Below are 13,900 nucleotides of genomic sequence, written 5' to 3'. Positions count from 1 at the left end.
TCTAAAGGCATCGCGTTTTTTGTCGAAAATAGGGCTTTTCCCTGCTGTTTAGCATGTTTGTTGCGCTAGAAGGGGATGGTAAACTGGGTGTGTTTTGTAAAGAAACATTACCGATTTAACATTTTCTTGATGCCTTGCTCATGCTCATTGCATGGTGTGCAAGCGGTTGTGCATGGGCGATAAATTAGTTGAACATGGGGTCTGCTGTCGATTTTTATGCTTACCTTTGTGAAATGCCACGATTACTAGGGTTGCTTCAAGATAATGATGCTCTTACTTGCGCCGTGTCGATACGTTGTGTTTTACCCTTCACACCCACAAACGAAAGGCCCAATATTAAGAAAATACGACCAAGACCTATGCGAAATGTATGTGCATACATAACCAAAGCAAGGCCCAAAGGCGGTAAATTTACTTAAAAAAATGGCGCGTTTTTCATATTTTGCACAATAAAGAGAACAAAAGGCAGTTTATTTGAAGATTTCTCACTAAATTTGCAGCTAAAATTAATTTGAAATAGAATGAAAAAAATGCGATGGTCTCTCGCTTTGCTGTTCTCAGCGGGTTTTGTTTTTGCATCTTGTCTTAAAGACGAAAGCAGAGACATCACCTATTATGACGATACGGCTATAACGTCTTTCACCCTGGGAACACTAACACAAAGGGTGGACTCGACAACCAAAAAGGGCGATAAAGACAGTGTCTATTATAAAAAAATCGATGGTAAAAGCTATGTCTTCTACGTCGACCAAGTAAACAAAAGGGTGTATAACCCCGACTCGCTGCCGTATGGCATAGACGCAAAGAAAATCGTTGGAACGTTTTCTACCAAAAACTCGGGGGTGGTGACGCTGAAAAGCCTTGTCAGCGACTCGACTTTTTTCTACAATAACGGACAAGACTCGGTGGACTTTACCTCTGAGCGCACACTCGTGGTGTACAGCAATTCGCAAAAATACTCGCAAAAGTATGTTATGGATGTGCGTGTGCACAAGCAAAAACCCAACGACTTTAAGTGGAACGAGGTGGCCACGGTGCCTGCTTTTGCAGCTTTGCATGGGCTGCGCGCTGTGAATGCTGGTTCTACAATGATGGTTTGGGGCTACAACGGTAGCACAACGGTGGTTTATACTTCGCCCATTGCCAACGGTAAAACGTGGACGGCGGTGTCGCCAACCTTTGCCCCCGATGCCAATGCATGGAAAAACGCTGTAGCCTTTAACGGCGTGGCTTATGTGATGAGTGGTAACAAGGTGTGGCAAACAACAAATGGCACATCGTGGACCGACTTTGGCGTTTCTGCTGCTGGCATGTCGCAACTGCTAGGCGCGTCAAACGCTGGCCTACATCTGCTCGGCGCCAATGGTAAGTTGTATCTGGCTAAGGCTGGTGCCGCGCTGCCCGAAGAAGAAATGTTGGCTTCGGCTACAGCCTATCTGCCACAACAAGACTTTAATGTGGCCGTTTGGAAACATTCGGCAAGCGATAACACAGAGCAAGTGCTGCTCTTGGGCAACCGCTCTTTGGCCACATCGGCCACCGATGCCGCACCCGTGGTGTGGGGAAAGGTGTACGAATATGGCCTAACCAACTCTACACAGAAGTGGACTTACTATAACAGTCTGCAAGCAGAGAATGCGCTTCCTCGTATGGCCAACTTGCAAGTGGTGCGCCATGGCGCAGTGTTGCTGGCCGTGGGCGGTGCTGGCATGGGCGCAAGTAGCAACGTGCAAGCACTCAAAAACATCTACGTGAGCCAAGATGGTGGCTTGTCGTGGAAGCTTAACAGAATATATAGCCTCCCCCAAAACGCCGAAAACAATGTCACTACCTTTGCCCTGGGCACAGATACCGACAACTATCTGTGGCTGGTTTGTGCTGGTTCGGGTAAGGTTTGGCGCGTGCGTAAAAACAGTGTGGGCTGGACCAATAAATAAATTGCCGCAAAAGCGAGACTAAACCAAAGGGCAAACCCTCGCATGCGCACATATATATAATAAGGTGAAAAGAAACTGGCTGGCTACTGCGCTGCTCCTTGCGCTGCCCTTGGGCACAATGGCACAAGAAGACCCGCTCTATCTCATGGAAGCGGGTGGTGCATTAGGGCTGGTTACTTATCTAGGCGACTTCAATGCAGGTATATTTAGCGGGGCGCAACCCATGGGCGGACTGGTAATGCGACGTGTGTTAAACCCCTATATGCACCTGCGTTTAGCCGCCTTCACTGGGCAAATAAAAGGCTCGTCGAAAGATGTGGCCACCTATTATCCCGCCTTTGCCGCTTCGCCCTATAGTTTTAACCATCGCTTGACCAATGTGGATGTGGCCTACGAATACAACTTTTGGCCCTATGGCACAGGTCGCGACTATCGCGGAGCACAGCCTTTAACACCCTATGTGGCAGGCGGACTAGGCCTTACACATTTAAGCGGAGGCGAGAAAAATGTGGTAGCTGCAAACATCTTCCTAGGCTTAGGCGTGAAATATAAAGTGGCTCAAAGGCTTAATTTGGCCCTACAATGGGGCGTGCACTTTGCCACAACCGATAAAATAGACGGCGTTGCCGACCCTTATGCAGTGAAAAGCGTGGGCTTGTTTAAAAACAAAGACGGGTATTCCACTCTGGAACTGTCGCTCACTTATAGCTTTATGGCCAAATGCAGAACCTGTAATAAAGACGATTAATGGAACAAGAACTCGACAAAAAACGCATACCAACGCACATTGCTATCATTATGGACGGCAATGGACGATGGGCTAAAGAACGCGGAAAAGAAAGAAGCTTCGGCCATCAGGCTGGTGTGGACACCGTGAGACGCATCACTTCGGAGTGCGTGCGACTGGGGGTGAAGTTCCTTACGCTATACACTTTCTCTACAGAAAACTGGAGCAGACCCGAAACAGAAATAGCCGCACTCATGGGGTTGGTGCTCTCTTCGCTCGAAGACGAAATCTTTATGAAGAATAATGTGCGTTTCCAAGTGGTGGGAGACATGCAACGACTGCCACAATCGGTGCAAGACAAACTGCGCGAAACAATGGAACACACTGCTCAAAACACCGCAATGACTATGGTGGTGGCCTTGAGCTACTCGTCGAGATGGGAGCTAACCAAGGCCGCAAAGAGCATCGCTAGCGACGTGAAAGCTGGAATACTACAGCTGGAGGACATCACAGAAGAACTGATGAACCAACGTTTGGAAACGGCTTTCATGCCCGACCCCGAACTGCTGATACGCACTGGTGGCGAACTTCGCATCTCTAACTACATGCTTTGGCAGATTGCTTACTCGGAACTCTACTTCTGCGACACTTATTGGCCAGATTTTAACGAGGCCGACCTGCATCAAGCCATCGCTAGCTACCAAGCTAGGCAAAGACGGTTTGGCAAAACTGGGATGCAAGTGGAAAGCGAAGCCTAAAAAATGGCTTGATGATTATTGACTCACAAAGAAAGAAAACAATCCAAAGATGAAGATATTAAACAAGGTTTTTCCTGTTATCGCACTCTGCTTGTGCTCGCTTAATGCCTCTGCACAAGAGAAAATCGTGTATCCCGACATTTCATACGCCGGTACTCCTAAAACATTGGTGCTAGGCGGCATCAACGTATCAGGCATCGAAGGTTATGAAGACTATATGCTAACTGGCATATCGGGACTTAGTGTGGGGCAAGAAATAACCGTTCCAGGAAACGATATTACCGACGCCGTGAAGCGTTATTGGCGACATGGACTGTTCTCTGACGTGAAAATCTCGGCCGATTCTATCGTCGGTGATAAGATTTTCTTGCACGTGCACTTGGCTCTTCGACCCAGAGTGTCGGTGATTAACTACGTAGGACTGAAAAAGTCGGAACGCGAAGATATGGAAAATAAACTGGGTTTGCTTAAAGGGGCCCAGATTACGCCTAACATGATTGACCGCGCAAAAATATTGGCTAAACGATATTTCGACGATAAAGGTTTTAAAAATGCCGACATCGAAGTGCGACAAAGAGACGATGTGAGCAATAAAAATCAGGTTATACTGGATGTTATCATCGACAAAAAAGAAAAAATGAAGGTGAGAAACATCATCATCGAAGGTAATAATCAGCTGCCTAGCAATAAAATTAAAGGCGGACTGCTGAGCAAAGGGGCATTCGCTAAGACACACGAGGCTGGTAAACTTTCTAACATTTTCAAAGCTAAAAAGTTTACCAACGAACGCTGGACTGCTGATAAGAAAAAACTGATTGAGAAATATAACGAACTGGGTTTCCGCGATGCTACCATCCTCGAAGATAGTGTTTGGAATGCCGACGACAAGCATGTAAACGTGTTTGTGAAAGTGGATGAGGGTAAGAAATACTACTTGCGCAATATCACTTGGGTGGGTAATACCGTTTATTCTACCGACTTGCTGAATGCTATCCTGGGCATGAAAAAGGGAGATGTGTACGACCAAAAGTTGCTTAACAAACGTCTTACCGAAGACGAAGACGCTGTGGGCAACAAATATTGGAACAACGGATACCTCTTTTATGGCTTACAACCAACGGAAGTAAATATCGTGGGCGACTCTATCGACCTCGAAATGCGTATCACCGAAGGACAACAAGCTCGCCTAAGTAGGGTACGCATCAATGGTAACGACCGACTTTACGAGAATGTTGTGCGCCGCGAATTGCGTACTAAACCAGGCGACCTCTTCTCGAAAGAGGCATTGCAACGCTCGGCTCGCGAACTCGCAACAATGGGACACTTCGATGCTGAGAAGGTGAACCCCGATGTTAGACCCAACTATGAAGATGGAACGGTTGATATTAATTGGAACCTTGAACAAAAGAGTAACGACCAAATTGAGTTCTCTTTGGGCTGGGGACAAACGGGCGTTATCGGTAAAATCGGTTTGAAACTCAACAACTTCTCCATGCGTAACCTCTTTGGTAAGAACAAAGAACGACGCGGTATATTACCCATTGGAGATGGCGAAACACTGGCCTTGGGTGCTCAAACTAATGGTAAGTATTATCAATCGTATAACGCCAGCTACTCAACAGCGTGGTTAGGTGGCAAACGACCATTGCAATTCAATGTTAGCGTGTTCTATTCTAAACAAACGGGTGTGAACAGCAACTACTATAACAACAACTACCGTAACGCTTATTACAACTATATGGGTGGCTATGGTAGTAGTTATTACAACAACTACGAGAACTATTACGACCCCGACCAATATATTCAGATGCTCGGAGCATCGGTGGGGTTGGGTAAAAGACTGCGTTGGCCCGACGATTTTTTCATGCTGTCGGTAGACCTTTCGTACACACGTTATATGTTGAAGAACTGGCGTTACTTCATTATGAGCAACGGTAACGCTAACAACATCAACCTGGGTGTGACACTTAGTCGCAGTTCAACCGATAACCCGCTGTTCCCACGTAGGGGTTCGGAGTTCATGGCCTCGCTATCGGTAACGCCACCTTGGTCTAAATGGGATGGCAAAGACTATCGCAACCTGGCCAACAACCCCCAATCGCCCACCTATTCGCAAGAACAACAAGAGAAATTCCGCTGGGTGGAATACCACAAATGGAAATTTAAGTCAAAAACTTATACAGCTCTATCGGGCGGACAAAAGTGCTTTGTGCTTGTGTCGCGCATAGAATGGGGATTGCTAGGCTCGTATAATAGCTATAAGAAATCGCCCTTCGAAACCTATTATATGGGTGGCGACGGTATGAGTGGATACTCGTCGGGCTATGCCGAAGAAACAATTGGTTTGCGTGGTTACGAAAATGGTTCGCTCACTCCTTGGGGAGCAGAGGGCTATGCCTACACACGCATGGCACTAGAACTACGCTATCCCTTCATGCTGGGCAACACCACCATCTATGGATTGGGCTTCGTTGAAGGCGGTAATGCATGGACCGACACCCGTAAGTTCAACCCCTTGCAACTAAAACGCAGTGCAGGATTGGGTGTACGTATATATCTACCCATGGTGGGATTGATGGGTATAGACTGGGCTTACGGCTTCGATAAGGTGTACGGAACAAAGGGTGGCAGTCAGTTCCACTTCATTTTGGGACAAGAGTTCTAAACCTTTCGCATCCAAATGCGTCTAAACAATAATGGGAAAAGATGCTGGTCAACTTACCATAATTGACCAAGCATCCCCCGCTTACTGACAATAACAAAAAAAAGAGAGATTATGAAGAAACTTATCATCGCCTGCATGGTGGCCTTTGTGTCGCTTGCAGCAAATGCGCAGAAGTTCGCACTCATCGACATGGAGTACATTATGAAGAACATTCCTGCCTACGAACGAGCCAATGAGCAGCTAAACCAAGTGTCGAAAAAATGGCAAGCTGAGGTGGAAGCGCTCTCTAACGAGGCCGCAACGATGTACAAAAACTACCAAAACGAGGTGGTTTTCCTCTCGCAAGAGCAGCGTAAAGCTAAGCAAGAGGCCATCATGAAGAAAGAAAAAGACGCTGGAGACCTGAAAAAGAAATATTTCGGACCCGAAGGCGAGCTGTATAAAAAACGCGAAAGTCTTATCGCACCTATTCAAGAGGCCGTTTATAACGCTGTTAAAGAGGTGTCTGAATTACGCGGTTACTCGCTAGTGCTCGACAGAGCAAGCGATACTGGCATCATTTTTGCGTCGCCTAAAGTAGATATTAGTAACGAAGTGCTGGCTCGTCTGGGCTATTCTAACTAATATACACGTAATATTAACAAGTAAATACTAACAAATAAAACCAATAACAACAATGAAGAAACTAATTTTAATGCTGATGCTCTGCGCCCCAGTGGCTGCGTTCGCACAAAAGTTCGGACACGTTAATGCACAAGAGGTAATGGCTTCTATGCCCGAATTCCTCAAAGCTAAGGGCGAAATCGAGGCTTCGGCCAAGAAGTTTGAAAACGATCTCCAAGCTATGCAAGAAGAATTGAAACGCAAAAGCGACGAGTACGAGAAAACTAAGAGCACAATGAACGCCACCAAACAACAAGAAACGGAGGCTACATTGCAGCAGATGTATGGCAAAATCCAGCAAACCTACCAAGATAACCAACAGGCTTTGCAGAAGGCTCAACAAGAAAAAATGGGCCCAATCACTGGCAAACTGGTAGAGGCTATCAAGTTGGTGGGCAAGAATGGTGGCTATGTTTACATCATGGACGTATCGGCTGGCATTCCTTATATCAGCGAAACGCTTAGCAAAGACGTTACCGCCGACGTAAAAGCTCAGCTCAACAAGATGAAGTAAGGCGCTAAAGGTTGCTCACTTGCAACGGTGTGCTCGCGCATTGGGTGGCTAACATCGGTCTGTTATGGCCTTTTGCTACACTCGGCAGCTGCAATGGCTCTGCCCTAAGAATGCACACACCAACGCCTTTACACAAACTGAAAGAACTGATGCCCGTGTTTGACCTCGCTTAATGTAGCGGCCAAACGCGGGTTTCAGGCTTTTCGCCTTTACACCCTTATATGATTAAGGTGTGGTCGTGGAGGCATGACAACTAGTAATACACGCCCCTTAATGGCTTTCGACCAAAACGGGGCTACAACAACCAACCAAACGATATGAAAAAAACTATTTTCGCAGCCTTAATGCTCTTCACTACTCTCACGGCTGGGGCGCAAGATGTGAACACACAAGGACAAAATGCACCCATGCAAACGGCTGCTAGCTTGCGTTTTGGCTTCTTTAGCTATCAAGACGTGCTACAATCGGCTCCTGATTATGCTGAGGTGCAACGCAACATCGAAACCCTTAGAGGTAAGTATCAAGCCGAAATGAAACGTGCTTCTGACGAGTTTAACCTCAAATACGAGGCTTTTCTCGATGGACTAAAAGATTTTGCACCAGCTATTCGCATGAAACGACAAGCTGAATTGCAAGAACTCATGGAAAAAAACATGGCTTTTAAGCAAGAGGCTACTCGCTTGTTGCAACAGGCTGAGGTCGACGCTATGGCTCCTTTGAAGGCTCGTTTGAACCAGGCTATCGCTAAAGTTGGCGCTCAAAAGGCTCTGGCTTTCATCCTCAATACTGATAATAACGCCGCGCCTTACCTCAATCCTGAATTGGGAGAGAACGTGTCGGCTGCTATTAGCGCCGAGTTGCAATAAGCTTGGCTAAGCATTACCAACCTGCTTATGGGCGAAAGGGGCGCGTTTAACGCCCCAACGCCCCCAATGACGTATGAACAAGTTCGCACAACAGCCTGGACCCATCGGCGTTTTCGATTCGGGTTATGGCGGATTAACTATCTTGCACGGCATCAGACAGCTCTTACCCCAGTATGATTACCTCTACTTGGGCGACAATGCACGTGCTCCCTACGGGCCAAGATCGTTTGATGTGGTGTATCAGTTCACGCGTCAGGCTGTCATTAAGCTCTTTGAGCAGGGCTGTCACTTGGTTATCATAGGCTGCAACACGGCTTCGGCCAAAGCCTTGCGGTCTATTCAGCAACTCGACTTACCTTCGCTCGATGCCAATCGCCGGGTATTGGGCATTATTAGGCCCACAGCCGAGAGCATTGGCCAGCTAACTGTCTCACGACATGTGGGCATTCTGGCCACCGAAGGCACCATCAAGAGCGATAGTTATAGGCTTGAAATACAAAAACTCTTTCCCGATGTGCAGGTGCAAGGTATGGCTTGCCCTCTTTGGGCGGCCATTGTTGAGGCTAATGAAGCCGATAGTCCTGGTGCCGACTATTTTGTGAAGAAGCGTATCGACGCCCTTTTGCGCTCCGATCCACAAATAGATGCGGTGGTGTTGGGCTGTACTCACTATCCCTTGCTCATGAATAGCATTGTGAAACATGTGCCTCCAGGCGTGCGAATTGTGCCCCAAGGTGAATATGTGGCCAACAGCTTGCAGCACTATCTGCAACGACATCCCGAGATAGATGCACGTTGCACTAAGCAGGGAACAGCTCGTTATCTCACCACCGAAAACAAAGATAAGTTTAAAGAAAACGCGCAGATATTCTTACACGAGCAGATAGACTGCCAGCATGTAAGCTTGGAATGACGCGCACAACACGCTTAACAGCACTCCCAATATGCAAGAAACAAGACAAAACCGCATCGCACGACTCCTACAGAAAGAGTTGAGCCTTATTTTTCAATCGCAAACGCGCTTGATGCATGGCGTTATGGTGAGCGTTACACGCACTCGTGTGTCGCCCGACCTTAGCATCTGCACTGCATACCTCAGCGTTTTCCCCTCGGATAAGGGCGAAGAACTGCTTAAAAATATTGAAGCTAACACCAAAACTATTCGCTACGCACTGGGTACGCGCGTGCACAATCAGCTGCGCATCATACCCGAATTGCGCTTCTTTATCGACGATAGTCTCGACTATATTGAGCGTATCGACGAACTACTAAAACAATAATCGCTCATGGCCGTATCTCTTTTCATCGCTCGCAGGTATCTTTTCTCTAAGAAAAGCACCAATGCTATCAACGTCATCAGCGCCATTTCGGTGGTGGGGGTGGCCGTTGCAACCATGGCATTGGTTATCGTGCTGAGCGTGTTCAACGGCTTTCACGACCTCGTTGCATCGCTCTTTACGGCTTTCGACCCCCAAATAGAGGTGGTGCCTGCTAAAGGAAAGGATGCTCCTACCGACGACCCGTTGCTCACCGAGATACGAAATCTGCCCGAAGTGGAGGTTGCCACCGAGTGTGTGGAAGACAATGCCCTGGTGTTTTATGGCGATAAACAAGCCATGGTTACTATCAAAGGCGTTGACGACAACTTTACAAAGCTTACGCGCATCAACGACTTGCTCTACGGCGAAGGCGAATTTGCTTTGCGAGCTGCCAACTTACAGTATGGCGTGCTAGGCATCCGACTGGCTCAGCAGCTTGGAACGGGTACGCGATGGAAGGGCTTCATGCGCGTGTTTGCACCCAACCGCGAAGGACAGTTCGATATTTCTAATCCTGCTTCGGGCTTCGTGGTCGACTCGTTGCTGTCGCCTGGCGTGGTATTCTCTGTTCGTCAGGCCAAATACGACCAGCGTTATATCCTCACTTCTGCTTCTTTTGCTCGCAATCTCTTTGGTATGCAAGGCATGCTTACTGCCTTGGAACTGAAACTTAAGCCCAATGCCAACACCGATGTGGTGAAAAAGAAGATACAGAATATTGTGGGTAGCAAGTATAAAGTTCTCGATAGATATGAGCAACAGGAAGATACGTTCCGCATAATGAATGTAGAAAAGATTATCGCCTACATCTTTCTCACCTTTATTTTGGTGGTGGCGTGCTTCAATATTGTTGGTTCGCTCTCTATGCTTATCATCGATAAAAAGGCCGATGTGACCACCTTGCGCAACCTTGGTGCAACGGATAAGCAGATAGTGCGCATCTTCTTGTTCGAAGGACGCATGATTTCGGCCCTTGGAGCTTTGCTTGGTGTGGGGCTTGGACTGCTGCTTTGCTGGCTTCAACAACAATACGGACTGGTTTCTCTGGGTAAGAGCGAAGGTTCGTTCATCGTTAACGCTTATCCCGTTAGCGTGCATTACATTGACGTTTTTTGGATTTTTATCACTGTTATTGCCGTTGGTTGGCTCTCGGTGTGGTATCCTGTGCGTTATCTAAGTCGTAAATTATTAGACTAAAAGTCAATCCATCTAATTATCATTATCCTATAACAACGCTTATCTCTTTATCAATGAATGACATTTGCTGTATCGGACACATCACTCGCGATAAGATTGTAACGTCACAACACGAGGCGTTTATCTCGGGTGGAACATCTTTTTATTTCTCGTATGCCATTGCTCGACTTCCTCGTAAGGTGTCTTATCAATTGGTAACTAAGCTTGGACGATTCGATGTTCAAGAGGTGCGACGCATGCGCGAAGAAGGAATTAACGTGGTGGCTTATACCTGCGACAACTCTGTTTATTTTGAAAACTCGTATGGGGGCGACCAGAATCGTCGCACACAACGCGTGTTCGCTAAGTGCGAACCATTTAAAATAAAAGAAATGCGCGGTGTGGAAGCCAAGGTTTACCATCTGGGGTCGCTACTCTACGACGATTTCTCACCCGAATTTGTGAAAGAACTTTCCACTCGTGGCCAAATTTCTATCGACGTGCAGGGCTTCTTGCGCAACGTTCGTGGACAAGAAGTGGTGGAAACTGACTGGAAAGAGAAGCTCGATGTGCTGGCCCATACGCACATCTTGAAACTTAACGAATACGAAATGGAGCTGATTACTGGCCTAACCGATCCCCGAGCAGTGGCTCGCCAAATCGCTTCGTGGGGAGTTAAAGAAGTGGTTATCACCCTTGGAAGTCATGGTTCGCTTATCTACGCCGACAATTCGTTTTACGAAATTCCTGCTTACACCCCACGCAAATTGGTAGATGCCACAGGTTGTGGCGACACTTATTCGGCTGGTTACCTTTATTGTCGCGCCCAAGGCCTTAACTTTGTCGAGGCTGGTCGATTTGCTGCGGCTATGTGCACACGCAAATTGGAGGCCACTGGGCCTTATTCACCCGAATTTGAGTGGTTTGGTTAGCGTAGGTATCTACCGCTAACCCACATCAAACCAAAGTAAAGCAGCGCGCCTGTAGTCAATCCGGCAAAGGCATCAATGGCATAATGCGCCATGATGTACACCGTAGAGAAGCACATCAATACAAAGAAAGGTAGCAAACACAATAGCAAACGGCGATTGCCCGAGTGCCAAGCAAGCAGCATAATAACAGTGCTGATGCCCACATGGCTACTTGGGAAGGCTGCTGTTGGGCGTTCGCCGGCGTCGTGCGCATGCTCCACCAACTGGTAGAAGATGCCATTGACATAACCAGGACTGGTTAAACGCTCGCTGTGCAGATTGAAGTAGTCGCCCACATTAGGAAAAACACCCATTGCTATCTTCTCCATCCCCACGGCTGGATAATAATATTGCGGACCTGTTACAGGCAAGGCCACGAACACCACGTAATAGATGAAGAAGGCGGCGATGAGTACAAACGAGGCTCTTTCGAACTCGGCGTAACGGCAAAAGAAATAAAACAGCGTTACGGCCAATATCATAGGGAAGTAAGAAGCATAACCCATATCCATCAGTTCGCTAAACCAAGGTGAGGGCATGGCATCACAAAACACCAATGCTGGCTGAAAACCAAACACCGATTGTTCTGCTTGGGCAAACACATGGTCGAGGTTTGGCAGTATCCTATTTAGTTCGTAGGTGTCGGGATACCACCACGACAGCAGATAAAGTTGTGTCACCACGCGCGTTAGTTTGGTGAAACGGCAGGGCACTAAGCGATAAACCAGCCACAGGGCAGCCGTTATCACGCCGATACGAATGCGTCCCCAAATCATTGCTTCGGGGTTAGCCAGTTTGGTAAAGGTAAAAAACACCATGAGCAGTGTCAGTACCATATAGACCAGCACCACCCATTCCAGGGCCATTAGTCCCTTTCGAGGTGTTTTCTCTATTGCGAAAAGTGTTTTAATAAAGTTCATTTTGTGTTTAAGTGGGGGTATTGTTATGGCTTGTTTGTGGCCAGTATCATGCACCAACGATAATACGTGGCACTTCTGTGCACACGTTTGGACTATATTTTTGGTGCTTTTCTTTCTATTGGCAACCCTAGTTGGTTGTTAAAGCCAGCCATTTTCTTTATACCATTTCACTGTTAGGGCAGTTCCTTCTTCAAGGTTCACTTGTGCGTGATAGCCCAGTTCGTCCATCGCTGGTTCGATGTTGCAGCGCCAGTTGCGTTGTTTTAGTATGTGATACTTGTCGTTGTTAAGAGCCGAGATGCGCCCTGTGGCTCGCCCGATGTACTCGCCAAAGAATGTAACCACGCGCAAAAACCACACGGGAGCCTTGATGCGAAGCATCCACGGCTTACCCAAATTGCGGTGAATAAGGTCGCTAAAGTCGTACGAACGATACACGCCGCCATCGCTAAGAAAATACTTTCGGCCGCTCATGCCATGGTCGAGAGCCAAGAAAACGGCCTGAACTACATCTTGAACATACACAAAAGTGATGTCTTGTGGCTTGTATCCCACGGCAAAGTCGATGTGTTGCTTGATGCTTTTGGCCATGAGGAAATAATCTTTCTCGCGTGGACCGTACACGCCAGTGGGCCTTAGCACGATGTAAGGTAACACCACATCGGTTATTTCGCCGTCTTCGTTCTTGGGATTAAGCGAGTCGAGATATTCCTCGGCCAGCAGTTTGCTGAGTCCGTAGGCCGTGTTAGGCATGGGTTTGTCGGTTTCTTGTATCTCCTCGTAGGGTTGTTTCTCGCGCACAGGTCCGAAAATGCTAAGCGAAGAGATAAACACAAATCGCTTAAGAGGCATTTTTAGTTGCACCACAGCATCGGCAAGGTTTTTTGTTCCTTCGGTGTTAACGCGGTAAAAGTCGTTTCGATGCAAGCATTTTGTGGCTCCTGCAGCATGCACCACGTAGTCAAAATGGTGACCGCTGAGCTGACTTTTGAGTCGTTCGGCATTGCCCAAATCAAGCTCCACGAAACGAATGCGCTTGTCTTGTAGGTATTCTTTCGAGCTGCTTTTTCTCACAGCGGCCCACACCTCCATGCCTCTGTTAAGCGCTTCTTCAACGATGAAGCTCCCAATAAACCCGCTTGCGCCGGTAACAAGTATTTTGTCCATATTCGATAATAGTTCTTTTCTTGGTTAACTTGCTAACGGTTTATCAGTTGCCATACCCATTAAAAGTTAACCATTGGCTTTGCCACAACGCATGGAATGGTTGCCAAATTCGGCCTTGATCCCTAGCATTGGAATGCAAAGATACCACAGTTTTTTTACAAAAACGAAAGGTGGAGTGGGATTTATTTGCATACGAGCGTATGTGCAACACGTTTTT

13 protein-coding genes are annotated in these 13,900 nt (G+C 47.3%); 11 read left to right on the top strand and 2 right to left on the bottom strand.

Features of this window, described 5'->3' with window-relative positions; genetic code table 11:
* The first annotated feature begins 521 nt into the window (after positions 1-521).
* The 11 genes from QME03_RS00140 to QME03_RS00090 all read left to right on the top strand — a co-directional run bounded on the left by QME03_RS00140 (position 522) and on the right by QME03_RS00090 (position 11,557).
* Entirely contained in the window at positions 522-1,937 is a 1,416-nt protein-coding gene (locus QME03_RS00140; RefSeq protein ID WP_273112458.1) for a DUF6242 domain-containing protein, read from the top strand.
* A 64-nt stretch (positions 1,938-2,001) separates the two neighbouring features.
* Positions 2,002-2,685: a type IX secretion system protein PorG gene (porG, locus tag QME03_RS00135; protein WP_281723049.1), complete on the top strand. Its 684-nt coding sequence runs from the start codon at positions 2,002-2,004 to the stop codon at positions 2,683-2,685.
* Complete coding sequence (locus tag QME03_RS00130; RefSeq protein WP_273112454.1) at positions 2,685-3,422, top strand: isoprenyl transferase; 738 nt, start codon at positions 2,685-2,687, stop codon at positions 3,420-3,422. The genes porG and QME03_RS00130 overlap by 1 nt, the downstream gene beginning before the upstream one ends.
* A gap of 49 nt (positions 3,423-3,471) precedes the next feature.
* Positions 3,472-6,087: a BamA/OMP85 family outer membrane protein gene (locus tag QME03_RS00125; RefSeq protein WP_281723048.1), complete on the top strand. Its 2,616-nt coding sequence runs from the start codon at positions 3,472-3,474 to the stop codon at positions 6,085-6,087.
* 111 nt (positions 6,088-6,198) lie between these two features.
* Entirely contained in the window at positions 6,199-6,711 is a 513-nt protein-coding gene (locus QME03_RS00120) for an OmpH/Skp family outer membrane protein (protein ID WP_025815788.1), read from the top strand.
* 52 nt (positions 6,712-6,763) lie between these two features.
* Entirely contained in the window at positions 6,764-7,264 is a 501-nt protein-coding gene (locus QME03_RS00115; RefSeq protein ID WP_273112452.1) for an OmpH/Skp family outer membrane protein, read from the top strand.
* Between the two features lie 317 nt (positions 7,265-7,581).
* Positions 7,582-8,130 carry an OmpH/Skp family outer membrane protein gene (locus QME03_RS00110; protein ID WP_281723047.1) on the top strand — a complete coding sequence of 183 codons (549 nt, stop codon included), beginning with the start codon at positions 7,582-7,584 and terminating at the stop codon, positions 8,128-8,130.
* 73 nt (positions 8,131-8,203) lie between these two features.
* Positions 8,204-9,043, top strand: coding sequence for a glutamate racemase (gene murI / locus QME03_RS00105; RefSeq protein WP_025815790.1), 840 nt, complete (start codon positions 8,204-8,206; stop codon positions 9,041-9,043).
* A 31-nt stretch (positions 9,044-9,074) separates the two neighbouring features.
* Positions 9,075-9,410 carry a 30S ribosome-binding factor RbfA gene (gene rbfA, locus QME03_RS00100; protein WP_025815791.1) on the top strand — a complete coding sequence of 112 codons (336 nt, stop codon included), beginning with the start codon at positions 9,075-9,077 and terminating at the stop codon, positions 9,408-9,410.
* Positions 9,411-9,416: 6 nt separating this feature from the next.
* Complete coding sequence (locus QME03_RS00095; RefSeq protein ID WP_110369995.1) at positions 9,417-10,646, top strand: FtsX-like permease family protein; 1,230 nt, start codon at positions 9,417-9,419, stop codon at positions 10,644-10,646.
* A 53-nt stretch (positions 10,647-10,699) separates the two neighbouring features.
* The gene (locus QME03_RS00090; protein WP_025815792.1) at positions 10,700-11,557 is read left to right on the top strand and encodes a PfkB family carbohydrate kinase; all 858 of its coding nucleotides are present in this window, start codon (positions 10,700-10,702) and stop codon (positions 11,555-11,557) included.
* Here QME03_RS00090 and QME03_RS00085 read toward each other — a convergent pair.
* Positions 11,554-12,516: a phosphatase PAP2 family protein gene (locus QME03_RS00085; protein ID WP_281723046.1), complete on the bottom strand. Its 963-nt coding sequence runs from the start codon at positions 12,514-12,516 to the stop codon at positions 11,554-11,556. The genes QME03_RS00090 and QME03_RS00085 overlap by 4 nt on opposite strands.
* Positions 12,517-12,654: 138 nt before the next feature.
* The gene (locus QME03_RS00080; protein ID WP_110369996.1) at positions 12,655-13,683 is read right to left on the bottom strand and encodes an NAD-dependent epimerase/dehydratase family protein; all 1,029 of its coding nucleotides are present in this window, start codon (positions 13,681-13,683) and stop codon (positions 12,655-12,657) included.
* Between the last annotated feature and the right edge of the window lie 217 nt (positions 13,684-13,900).

The sequence above is a fragment of the Hoylesella shahii genome (genome assembly GCF_937990675.1).
GTDB lineage: Bacteria > Bacteroidota > Bacteroidia > Bacteroidales > Bacteroidaceae > Prevotella > Prevotella shahii.
Note: the sequence above shows the minus strand (reverse complement) of the source record. Positions and strands in the feature narration are given on the sequence as shown.

What these genes read in the sequence shown, in the direction of transcription:
- QME03_RS00140 (WP_273112458.1), top strand. Translation starts at nt 522, where the DNA reads ATGAAAAAAATGCGATGGTCTCTCGCTTTGCTGTTCTCAGCGGGTTTT.
- QME03_RS00130 (WP_273112454.1), top strand. Translation starts at nt 2,685, where the DNA reads ATGGAACAAGAACTCGACAAAAAACGCATACCAACGCACATTGCTATC.
- QME03_RS00125 (WP_281723048.1), top strand. Translation starts at nt 3,472, where the DNA reads ATGAAGATATTAAACAAGGTTTTTCCTGTTATCGCACTCTGCTTGTGC.
- QME03_RS00120 (WP_025815788.1), top strand. Translation starts at nt 6,199, where the DNA reads ATGAAGAAACTTATCATCGCCTGCATGGTGGCCTTTGTGTCGCTTGCA.
- QME03_RS00115 (WP_273112452.1), top strand. Translation starts at nt 6,764, where the DNA reads ATGAAGAAACTAATTTTAATGCTGATGCTCTGCGCCCCAGTGGCTGCG.
- QME03_RS00110 (WP_281723047.1), top strand. Translation starts at nt 7,582, where the DNA reads ATGAAAAAAACTATTTTCGCAGCCTTAATGCTCTTCACTACTCTCACG.
- murI (WP_025815790.1), top strand. Translation starts at nt 8,204, where the DNA reads ATGAACAAGTTCGCACAACAGCCTGGACCCATCGGCGTTTTCGATTCG.
- rbfA (WP_025815791.1), top strand. Translation starts at nt 9,075, where the DNA reads ATGCAAGAAACAAGACAAAACCGCATCGCACGACTCCTACAGAAAGAG.
- QME03_RS00095 (WP_110369995.1), top strand. Translation starts at nt 9,417, where the DNA reads ATGGCCGTATCTCTTTTCATCGCTCGCAGGTATCTTTTCTCTAAGAAA.
- QME03_RS00090 (WP_025815792.1), top strand. Translation starts at nt 10,700, where the DNA reads ATGAATGACATTTGCTGTATCGGACACATCACTCGCGATAAGATTGTA.
- QME03_RS00085 (WP_281723046.1), bottom strand. Translation starts at nt 12,516, where the DNA reads ATGAACTTTATTAAAACACTTTTCGCAATAGAGAAAACACCTCGAAAG.
- QME03_RS00080 (WP_110369996.1), bottom strand. Translation starts at nt 13,683, where the DNA reads ATGGACAAAATACTTGTTACCGGCGCAAGCGGGTTTATTGGGAGCTTC.